The organism is Clostridium sp. YIM B02569 (assembly GCF_022320765.1).
Taxonomy (GTDB): Bacteria; Bacillota; Clostridia; order Clostridiales; family Clostridiaceae; genus Clostridium; species Clostridium beijerinckii.
In genome coordinates this window covers 21242-31333 of sequence record NZ_JAKJJX010000008.1, presented here as the reverse complement: position 1 = coordinate 31333, position 10092 = coordinate 21242, and the positions used below count along the sequence as shown (strand labels likewise).

Annotated in this window: 17 protein-coding genes; 12 read left to right on the top strand and 5 right to left on the bottom strand. The window is 28.5% G+C overall.

From position 1 onward, the window contains the following. Window positions 1-49: 49 nt before the first annotated feature. On the bottom strand, window positions 50-379 hold the full coding sequence (locus L3B96_RS08950) for a helix-turn-helix transcriptional regulator (protein WP_173711224.1): 330 nt from the start codon (window positions 377-379) through the stop codon (window positions 50-52). A gap of 151 nt (window positions 380-530) precedes the next feature. Between L3B96_RS08950 and L3B96_RS08945 the strand changes: the two genes are divergently transcribed. The 7 genes from L3B96_RS08945 to L3B96_RS08915 all read left to right on the top strand — a co-directional run bounded on the left by L3B96_RS08945 (window position 531) and on the right by L3B96_RS08915 (window position 3689). After that, window positions 531-725 carry a helix-turn-helix transcriptional regulator gene (locus L3B96_RS08945; protein ID WP_238860428.1) on the top strand — a complete coding sequence of 65 codons (195 nt, stop codon included), beginning with the start codon at window positions 531-533 and terminating at the stop codon, window positions 723-725. 51 nt (window positions 726-776) lie between these two features. Beyond that, window positions 777-1208 (top strand): helix-turn-helix transcriptional regulator, encoded by a 432-nt coding sequence (locus tag L3B96_RS08940; protein WP_238860426.1) that lies wholly within the window; start codon window positions 777-779, stop codon window positions 1206-1208. Between the two features lie 56 nt (window positions 1209-1264). Beyond that, on the top strand, window positions 1265-1429 hold the full coding sequence (locus L3B96_RS08935; RefSeq protein WP_173709452.1) for a hypothetical protein: 165 nt from the start codon (window positions 1265-1267) through the stop codon (window positions 1427-1429). Between the two features lie 35 nt (window positions 1430-1464). Next, on the top strand, window positions 1465-1764 hold the full coding sequence (locus L3B96_RS08930; RefSeq protein WP_238860424.1) for a hypothetical protein: 300 nt from the start codon (window positions 1465-1467) through the stop codon (window positions 1762-1764). A gap of 89 nt (window positions 1765-1853) precedes the next feature. Beyond that, complete coding sequence (locus L3B96_RS08925; protein WP_238860421.1) at window positions 1854-2036, top strand: hypothetical protein; 183 nt, start codon at window positions 1854-1856, stop codon at window positions 2034-2036. 47 nt (window positions 2037-2083) lie between these two features. Then, complete coding sequence (locus L3B96_RS08920) at window positions 2084-2917, top strand: helix-turn-helix domain-containing protein (protein WP_238860419.1); 834 nt, start codon at window positions 2084-2086, stop codon at window positions 2915-2917. Continuing rightward, complete coding sequence (locus L3B96_RS08915; RefSeq protein WP_238860417.1) at window positions 2910-3689, top strand: hypothetical protein; 780 nt, start codon at window positions 2910-2912, stop codon at window positions 3687-3689. The genes L3B96_RS08920 and L3B96_RS08915 overlap by 8 nt, the downstream gene beginning before the upstream one ends. Before the next feature lie 606 nt (window positions 3690-4295). Here L3B96_RS08915 and L3B96_RS08910 read toward each other — a convergent pair. Both L3B96_RS08910 and L3B96_RS08905 read right to left on the bottom strand, forming a co-directional pair. Beyond that, entirely contained in the window at window positions 4296-4619 is a 324-nt protein-coding gene (locus L3B96_RS08910) for a hypothetical protein (protein ID WP_238860415.1), read from the bottom strand. A gap of 22 nt (window positions 4620-4641) precedes the next feature. Beyond that, window positions 4642-4959 carry a hypothetical protein gene (locus L3B96_RS08905; protein ID WP_238860413.1) on the bottom strand — a complete coding sequence of 106 codons (318 nt, stop codon included), beginning with the start codon at window positions 4957-4959 and terminating at the stop codon, window positions 4642-4644. A gap of 203 nt (window positions 4960-5162) precedes the next feature. Here L3B96_RS08905 and L3B96_RS08900 point away from each other — a divergent pair, with 203 nt between their 5' ends. Continuing rightward, the gene (locus L3B96_RS08900) at window positions 5163-5312 is read left to right on the top strand and encodes a hypothetical protein (RefSeq protein ID WP_238860411.1); all 150 of its coding nucleotides are present in this window, start codon (window positions 5163-5165) and stop codon (window positions 5310-5312) included. A 56-nt stretch (window positions 5313-5368) separates the two neighbouring features. On the opposite strand, the gene L3B96_RS08895 is transcribed toward L3B96_RS08900, so the two are convergent. Then, complete coding sequence (locus L3B96_RS08895) at window positions 5369-5686, bottom strand: hypothetical protein (protein ID WP_238860410.1); 318 nt, start codon at window positions 5684-5686, stop codon at window positions 5369-5371. A 42-nt stretch (window positions 5687-5728) separates the two neighbouring features. Next, entirely contained in the window at window positions 5729-6040 is a 312-nt protein-coding gene (locus L3B96_RS08890; RefSeq protein WP_238860408.1) for a hypothetical protein, read from the bottom strand. 401 nt (window positions 6041-6441) lie between these two features. Here L3B96_RS08890 and L3B96_RS08885 point away from each other — a divergent pair, with 401 nt between their 5' ends. From L3B96_RS08885 to L3B96_RS08870, 4 genes are all read left to right on the top strand, one after another. Continuing rightward, a complete protein-coding gene (locus L3B96_RS08885; protein WP_238860406.1) occupies window positions 6442-6924 on the top strand; it encodes a DUF2975 domain-containing protein in 483 nt (160 codons plus the stop codon). A 386-nt stretch (window positions 6925-7310) separates the two neighbouring features. Next, entirely contained in the window at window positions 7311-7640 is a 330-nt protein-coding gene (locus L3B96_RS08880) for an RNA polymerase subunit sigma-70 (protein ID WP_238860404.1), read from the top strand. Window positions 7641-7899: 259 nt separating this feature from the next. Next, window positions 7900-9471, top strand: a complete 1572-nt coding sequence (locus tag L3B96_RS08875; RefSeq protein WP_238860403.1) for an Ig-like domain-containing protein — start codon at window positions 7900-7902, stop codon at window positions 9469-9471. A gap of 206 nt (window positions 9472-9677) precedes the next feature. Beyond that, window positions 9678-10076, top strand: coding sequence for a DNA-binding response regulator (locus L3B96_RS08870; protein WP_238860401.1), 399 nt, complete (start codon window positions 9678-9680; stop codon window positions 10074-10076). Window positions 10077-10092: the final 16 nt, after the last annotated feature.

Below are 10092 nucleotides of genomic sequence, written 5' to 3'. Positions count from 1 at the left end.
TGTTTGTATAACATTGAAAAGATAAAAAATAAGATGCTTATTATGCATCTTATTTTTTATCTTTATATTTTTGTTTAATATATTCAATAAAATTATTAATCTCATCTTTAGCTTCCTTTGGAAGATCATCATAATCAGTGTCACTATTAAGTGCAATAGTAATATTTGAATCTTCAGTATAATTTCTTACATCAGATATGCCTAATAAGTAATCAGTTGAAACATCGAAAAATTTAGCAAGAGTTTTTATAAGTGAAGAGTCAATTCCTCTAACCCCTTTTTCATAATGGCTTACCGCTTGCTGAGAAATATTAAATAATTCTGCTAATTGATTTTGGCTTAAATTTTTTTCTATTCTTAATTCTTTCAATCGATTCATATTAAACACCTCAATAACATTTTACTACTTAATGGAGTTATTTTTTACATATATTTGTTGTGAAAATTATTGTTTTTTTATTAACTTACTACAAAATGGAGTATATTATATAAATATAGTAACTACAAAACGTAGTAAGGGAGGGATAAAAATGAGAAGTAATCTTGTTTTGGCACGTGGCGAAAAAAGTCAGCAAGATGTAGCAAGAGATATTGGAATATCTCAAAAAACATTAAGTGCCTTAGAACGAGGATATAGAAATCCAAGCATTGACCTAATGAAAAAAATACAAAGCTATTATCATGTAAGTATGATAACCTTATTCGAAGATATTTTTGCGTTTTAATACTACAAAATGTTGTATAAGTAATTTTAATATAAAGGCTGGAGGAAAGAAATGGTAGAAGGCTACAGAAATATTTACCAAATAGCGAGAGAATGTACAAGCTTAACTCAAGAAAAATCATCAGAACTACTAGATATATCTGTTGATAGCTTAAGAGCATATGAAGGAGGGAAGAGAACACCCCCAGAAAACATAGTGATTGATATGGCTAAGATATATAATCGTCCATATTTAATTTTGCAGCATTATCAAAATACTTTGATAGGGAAAGAGCTTTTTCCAAAGATAGAAGTTAAACATTTAGCTGAAGCTGTATTAACATTCTTAGATGAGCTTGAAGATCTAGAGAGCATTAAGAAATTAATGATTAAGATTTCACGTGATGGTCAAGTTGATGAAGATGAAAAAGATGATTGGCAAATGATAATGAAAACACTTGATGAAATGGTATGTGCAATTATAACTATAAAGTTTGCTAGGTAACACATTGTGATAAGAAAACATATTATGAAATGATTTATATTTACGGGGGAATGGATATGAAAGGCGATGAATTAAAGGTAACCATTATAGGATTAGAAGATAAAAAAGGATTTGATGAGCTTATGGCAGAGTTACAAGTTGCTGCTGTTATGAAAATGTGTCCTCCAGAGCTAAGACTTCAGGTTTTAAATAATGCTCTAAAGATATTAAAAGCAAATTAACTGATTTTAAACATATTAAAGGAGAAATTCAGAAGATGAATATAATAGAAATCTTATGGAAAATAGGCTATGACGTTATTAAAAGTGATTCTGAAGAATGTGAATACACAATAATGTATGCTCCAGAAAGAAAAAGACGTATGTGGAAGCAAATAAAAGATGGGACTATTACAGTTGAAAATGAATTGCTTAATGATATCTATAAAGTAACTGTTGGAGAAGTTTGTTTTAATGAATGTGGAGATTTATATGTTGAATTTACTGATGTGAATACAAAAAAATGTATTGATTTTTATGAACATAAAAACATGAAGGAAGATGAACTTTATAAATAAAAAAAGAACCTTGATTAAAGGTTCACACGTGTTTGAGATACGGATGGCGATCCGTATCTCCATTATAAATTGAAATGGAGGAAAAGTAAATGGTTTTAAAATTCTTAAATGATTTAAAATCAAAAGTTAGCAAAGAAGAATTTAATATTATTTTTGCTATGACAAGAGAAGACATAAGGTTTAATAGGACAAGTTTTAATAAAAAGACTACACCTGAAGAATTTATTGAAATATGTAAAAGGTGCTGTGTTGTTTTAAGTAGATGCAGCTAAGTTTTTTAGTTAATTTAAATTACAAATAATGAAAGTGAGGCGAGACTGTGGAAAGAGATTTTAAAGGCATATGGATACCAAAAGAAATTTGGCTGAATACTCACTTAACTATGAATGAAAAATTATTTTTAGTTGAAATAGATAGCTTAGATAATGAAAAGGGATGTTTTGCGTCTAATGACTATTTTGCAGAGTTTTTTGGCCTATCTAAAAACAGGTGCAGTGAAATAATAAAATCTTTAGAGAAAAAAGGATTTTTAAGTGTTTCTTATAAATACAAAGCAGGCACAAAAGCAATAGAAAGTAGAATAATTAAGCTACTCGAAATATCGATAGGGGGTACTCGGAATATCGACTGCGGTGTTCGAAATATCGATAGAGGTACTCGAGATATTGACAGAGGGTATTCGGAAAACTGTGAAGATAATAATACAATACTTAATAATACAATTAATAATATAAATACTATATCTAAAGATATAGTTAGTAGCACTAAAGTGCAACCCATAATAGATAAGTGGAATGAACTTGGACTTCAAAAGCTCATATCCATAAATAAAGGCACTAACAGATATAAATTACTTCAAGCAAGGCTTAAAGAATATGGACAAGATAAAATACTTCAAGCTATAGAAAATATAAAATGCAGCAGTTTCTTAAAAGGTCAAAATAATAAGAACTGGACAGTAACCTTTGATTGGTTAGTAAAGCCAAATAATTTTATTAAGATCTTAGAAGGCAATTATGTAGACAAAGAAAATCCAGTTAAGATAGCTAAAAATAAAGAGGTGCAGCCACTCAGATTTAATAATTTCGAGCCAAGAAAATATGACTATGACAATTTAGAAAAGAAGCTGCTTGGGTGGGATAACGATGATTAAAAATAAAATGGATGAAGTCTTAGATGGGCAAATAAGCATATTTGATTTAGTGCTTAATGAAGTTAAAGAGCCTAAAAAAGAGTACGCACCAGTAGTCAAAAGTCATAAAGATAAATTTGCAGAAATTATTAATCTATATAAACCTAATGCAGCAAGAATAGTTAAAAGAATATATGGAGCATTGCTTGTAGAGCTTGAAGAAAAGACATTGTATTTTAACAGTGATGGGGTAAAAGAACTGGAGTTAAAAAAAGATGTAGATCTGCTTCCAGCTGATGAAATTTTATTTGTAAATCAAGATAGAAAATTAAATGATATTCAGTTTAAAAAACTTAATGACATGCACGTTATAGAATACATTAAACGTAAAGGTGATGCTAATATAATAATTCAAAAGCAAGATAAGACAATTGTTATAAATCCTAAAGGATGGATATTAGAATACTTACAAAAACCAAAATATCATGAAGATGAAGTATATAAGATTGAGATTCCTAAAGAAAAAATAGGCTTGCATATTTTAAGCGCAGAAACAGATATTGATGAGAAGGAAAGCTATATTAAGCCATCAACTTTTGCTCATAATGTTATAGATTTTGAGGAAAATGAGCTGGTAGAAATAGAGTATAAAGGCACAAAGCATATAGGCAAGGTAGTAAGTATTTACAACAACGGTGAAACCTTGAATATTAAATGGGATGGTAAGCAGACAGCTTTTTATTATAAAGCAGTAAAGAAGCTTAAAGAAACAAATATGAAAAATGCTATGTAATTAATTTGTGGGAACATGAAGGAAGCCCCTAAAAAGGGGCTTATAGTTACTAGGTAAAAGCAAAAAATATTATGGACAAAAGAGTAAATAAAAGAGAAATAAAGTTATAGCGAAGAATCTACATTTAATTATATGAGGCCAAGCTTCAAATAATTCTAAATGTTGATAAATAATTTTGTACAATAAAAAGCCCCTAAAAAGGGGCTCAAAAATCACTAGCCAAAAGCAAAAAAATTACTATGGATAATGAAAGAGTAAGTAAAAGGGCAATAAAGTAATAGCGAAGAAGCTTCATTCAATTATATGAAGATTAACTTCAAATAATTCTAAATGTTAAAAAATAATTTTGTGCATTAAAAAGCCCCTAAAAAGGGGCCTAAAAATCACTAGGTAAAAGTAAAAAATATTATGGACAAAAGAGTAAACAAAAGAGCAATAAAGTAATAGCGAAGAGGCTACATTTAATTATATGAAGACTAAATTCAGATAATTCCAAGCGTTGATAGATAATTTTGCACATTAAAAAGCCCCAATTAATGGGGCAAAAATGGATTATATAAATAATATGTTAACTAAATCATTATATTATGTGTAATTTGAAAATATTTATTCTGTTATTGTTACAGTACCAGGACCCAATATTACGATTTTATCGACATATTTAAAAGGACCAATGTTGTATTTAGGTGAGTTTTCTAATAAACGATGTGATTCCATTATTTGTTGCCCGCCATCTATTCTCATCATAAGAATAGTACCAGCAGAATCATTTTGAATATTGTATGTAGTATTCTCCATTAACTTTAAATCTTTTACACTATAAACACCTTCAGTTAATTGTATATTTAGTGGTGCAGCTTTAACAGCTAAATTATTCATACTAAAAGATAAAAGTAAAAGCGCAGAAAGTATAATAAATATTTTTTTCATTTGATAGGCCACCTTTCATGATTTAAGAAAAAGTTAAAAGAACATTATTATATATTATAAATCTATAGTCATATTTAAGAGGAGCCAAAGGGAGTTGACCGGAGCTAGCTGGTATTCGTATAAGTTGTTGTATCTTTCTATCAGCATCAAGAATTATTAATAGACCCTCAACATATGGTTCCTGGTTTTGGACTTTGTAAGAAACATTTTCTTTTAAGTTTAAATCTTTCATGTTGTAAAAACCTTGTGAATATATTTTGGGCTGAGCTACGACAGATACTGTATTGAAAGTAAATAATAAAAGCAATGACATAGAAAGAATATATATAAATTTTTTCATTTGATAAGCCTTCTTTCTTAATTTCAGAGTGTAAATTAAATAGATAAAATTATTATGCGGAAATATGATAGAAATATTCATTAATACCTTGCAGGACTGGAAGGCGCATTAGCAGGGATTACGATGTTAATGTTAAGGTTACTGCAAAAGATAAATAAGAAGAGAGTTTATTGAAGCTCTCTTCCTAAAAAGGAGCTATAAGTATGGGAATTATTAAAGATATAGTTGATATAGTGGTTCCAAGAGTACAAAAGAGAATGGAAGAAGAAGGATTAGATATTAAAGAAGCTTTAAATAAAGAGCTTATGGAAATGGGATATATTCAGAAGGATGATAAAGAGGATGAAAATTAGAGAGTAATTTAGAGGGGGAGAAATTGTTCATAAAAAAAGACACTACAAAGTGTCTTTTAAGCAATAATTACTTCACCTTTCCCAATAATTACAATTCTATAACTAGGTTCAAGGGCAAGCAGGGTATAGTTTGCTGATTTGGGTGGTAAATAAATAGATTGTATTTGACGTTGGTTTTCATCAAAAAGTGCCATATAAATGCTATTATCAGGTGATATATTTTGAATAGTATAACGATTTTTTTTGGCAACATTAAGATTGGATAATTGATAAAGCCCCTCTTTAAATGTATCTACCGCAAATGTGGGAATTAATGAAAGAGAATTAAAAAATAAACATATTATAATTAACGTTATTGCAATATTTTTTTTCATAATATAAAATCACCTCCCCAAGTAGTAGTATTAGTGTAACTTTTAATCGATAAATACATCCCCATTACCAACTATTGCAATTCTGTAGTCAGGCTTAAGTGGTAATAAATTATATTTTTTGGAGTTGGGATCTAATCGTATAGATTGTATTTGAAGTTGATTTTCATCATAAAGAATTATATAAACACTATCTTTTTGAGATACATTTTGAACACTATAGGTATTCTCTGCTGAAAAATTAAAATCAGCTGCTTTATAAATTCCCTCTTTAAAAATGTTAGCAGCAAATATAGGAGAAGCCAGATTCAATAATAAAAATATTGAAATCAAAAATATAAGTATAAATTTTTTCATAGTAAAACCACCTTAACATTTTGCTATAAACAACAAATATAGATAATTTTATTATGTGTACTTACTAAGTAAATATTCAGAATGCAGATTTGACGTGGTAAGTAAATGAAGAAATATGTTCTTTGAAAAGTGAATAATGTGATTTTTACAAAATATGCTATAGTTAATGCAAAACAGTAAATTATTGCGAAAAAATTGGGTGGATAAAATGTTAAAGAGTTCTTTTATGGGATGAAAAAATCAATCTCACAATATAGTTTTAACATGCTCCCACATTTTCTATAAATTAAAAATATACAATAATAACAATAATTATATAATGAAAAATAATATAAATTTATTGTAAAACGATAAATATTGTGCTAAAATGATTTTATTATTTAATTAGTGAGGTGTTTTAAGTGAATATTAAACAAGGTTCAACCACTTTCTTAAAGGTAATTATTTTTCTGATTGGAATTGCAGTTCTTGCTTTGTGTATAATTTGGTTACCTGGGATAGCTATTAAAGAACCCAAAGCACATCCAGGGGACTACTCGCTTTATCCATTGTTAGGATATGCGTATGGATGCTGTGTTGCGTTTTCTGTTGCACTGTATCAAGCATTTAAACTATTAACCTGTATTGAAAGGAACAATGCTTTTTCCGAGTTATCACTTAAATATTTGAAGGTTATAAAGAAATGTGGTTTAACAATCATCCTCTTCTTTTTGTTAGGGATAATAACCTTAAAGGTAATTTCTAAAATTAGTGGAGATGACCCAGCAGGTCCTATATCATTAAGTTTTATGATTATTTTAGCAACAAGTATTATCACTGCTATTGTGAATGTGCTTCAAAAACTATTAATAAATATTTTAGAAGGAAATTGCCATAATAATTAAGAAAAAAATTGAGACTATACTAAATTCTTAATGTTCTTAAATTATGAATCACTAAAATCAAATAGCAAATTGTAAGATCGCATTATTCAAGAGATTGAATTTGCGATTTTTTTATTACGTTATTCTATTATTAAACGCAAAATATGCCCCAATTAAGGGGCATACAATGGATTTTTTTAATAATAATATAATCAACAACCAAATATATTATGTACTATTTGAAAAAAAGTATTCAAGTAATTTAATTCATAATACTAATATTTAAAAATAAAAGGTGTTCGTAATGAACACCTATAACAATTAGAGAACGAATCATGGAAAGAAGATTCTCTAATCAATCTGTCTACATTATAACATAAAAGTATTATAAAGGATAGGTGGTAAAAATGGCAGAAATTAAAAGTATATTTAATATCTACAGAGAAAGAAAATGCAAGATTGATAATTTGGAAATTGAAATTGAAAACTTAAGACTAAGTGGATCTGAGGAAAAAGACATAAGAATAAAGGATTTAATTACGGAAATTAATAGATTAAAAAATGAAAATAAAAGAATTGATAATATTTTAAATTTATTACCTGAAAAGGAATATAAGGTTGTAAAATTAGTTTTAATAGATTGCAAAGATAAGAAAAAAGTTGCTAGTGAAATTGATAGAACTGAAAGACAATTAAATAGAATATTGAATAGGGCTATCCAAAAGATAAATTTATAGAGTGCAGTATATACACTTTTTATTTATGCCTATTCAAGTATTAATTAAAAATAAATGTAAGAAAAGTGGATATTGCTGGAAAAATAAATTAATTTACAACTATTTTTTGCAAAAACACTCTGATTTTTCTAAAATATACTCAAAAAATAATGATTAAATGGTAAAAGTTTTATTTTATTAAAAAAACTATACTAAAAATGTTTAAATTGGTAAAAAAATATGTTTTAATATATATGATTAGTTAAAGGGGGTATTAATAATGAAAAAATCTGTTAAACAAAAATTATCGCTAGTAATGGTACTTGTATTTATGTGCATGTTTAATGTAACATATGCTGTTTCAGCAGCTGATATGTCATCTGGTGCATGGACTAAGTCAGGTGAAGGCACAACAACAATAACTAAAAATGATGATGGAAGTTTAAGTTTTGCTTATGACCTAGACTCGAATATAATATTTAACGGTCAACAGTGGACATTTGATAGTGTTGCAAATTCTACAGAAACTTTTAAATATGATTGGTCATATAGCTATTTTCATTCTTGGTTTCAAGCTCAAGCAAAAGTAACTGCATATGCAGATGGACCAGATGGAGAACAGACTGTTCAACTTTATGTTAATGGAGATACAAGTTTAACTGGTAGCTCAAGTCTAAATCTTCACCAAGGATATCATTATGGATTTAGAATTTATGGAAGAAACGGAGACTCTGCTCATAGAGCTCTTGGAACTTTAAAGATTTCAGTTGCGGCTGTAGAAGTAGATTCGATTAGTAGTCCTTCAGATATTAATGTCACAAAGGGAACTTCAAGAAGTGACATAGGATTACCAGATACAGTAGATGTTGGATTAAGTGATAACACGACAACAAGTGCAGCAGTAGTATGGAATGATGGAAATCCAGCATATGATGGAGACACATTAGGGACTTATACATTTACAGGAACAATAACATTATCAGAGGGTGTAATAAATCCAAATAACTTAGAAGCAAGTGTAAATGTTATTGTAAAAGATTCAGATGAAGGTAATGAACCAACAATACCTTCAGAAGCAAAAATTGTTGGAGAAACAAAAGTAGGAAGAACTTTAACTGCACAGCTTATAGATGAAGTTGGAAACGAAGTTACCACAGGCGCTGCAGTAACTTATGAATGGTATAGATTAGATAACTCAGATTCAAACTTTAGTGAGAAAGTAGGAACTGATAAAACGTATAAGTTAACTGGACATGATTTGAATAAATACATAGGCTTAATTGCTAAATATGGTGATTATTCTTTTGATTGCGTTAGTGGAAAAATTGTAGCATCAAGCAATAGTTCAAGTTCATCAAGTCATCATTCAAAGCCAAATAAAGATACAGAATCTACTAATACTGATAAAACTACGAATGATACAAGTGTTAAAAAGACAGGATGGGCACAAGATACAAATGGTAAATGGTATTTAGTAAAAGAAAATGGAAATAAGGAAACTGGTTGGAAAACAGTAAATAACAATTGGTATTTTTTCAATACTAATAGTGGAGAAATGGTAACTGGATGGTATAAGTCGCAAAAAGGTGATTGGACTTATAATGGACAAGATGTAGAAGGTCAATGGTTCCATTTAGATACTGACGGAAAATTAACAACTGGTTGGCTTAAAGATGCAGATAATAACTGGTACTATCTATCTAATGGTCAGTATGGTTCATTAGGATCTATGCTAAAAGGATGGCAGAAGGTAAACGAAAAATGGTATTATTTCAATTCTAATGGAGCAATGGAGAGTAACTCAGTAATTGATGGTTATACTCTAGGCACTGATGGGGCTTGGATTGAGTAAAATTAATAATTAGGATACAAAAGAAACATAGTTATGCAGTTGATGAGAATTGTATAACTATGTTTTTTTATTTATATATAATGTCCTGAAAATGTCTCAAAAATGTCCGACAAATGTCTTGAATTTTATGATAACATAAAATCAATAAAAAGAAATGTCACGTTTTTGGTATGGAATAACTATATCTATTTTTAGGAGGTATATTTGTGCTAGATAAAGAAAAAGTGAAAGGATTATACTTACAAGGATATAATGCAGTAGATATAGCATTTATATTAAACTGTAAATCAGATACAGTCAGGCAATGTATACATAGAAATCTAAAGGAGTTTAAGAATTCGCATTTAGCAAATAAAATTAGGAATGAAGAAATAGACAGAATCACAAGATATGAAGCAAAACAATACATGAGTGATTCAACTTTTATTAAAAAGAATAGATCTATCTATAAAACTAATTCAGATGGAGACATAGTAATTGATGTTAATGTAGCTCCAATAGTAAGTTTTGATACTCCTAAAAGATTGAAAAATGAGAATGGCTTTAAAGAAATAGATAAAAGAATAAGAAAAAGCAATTATAGGAAAGATGAGTTGTTTGTATAGCAATTTGTCTTTCTTT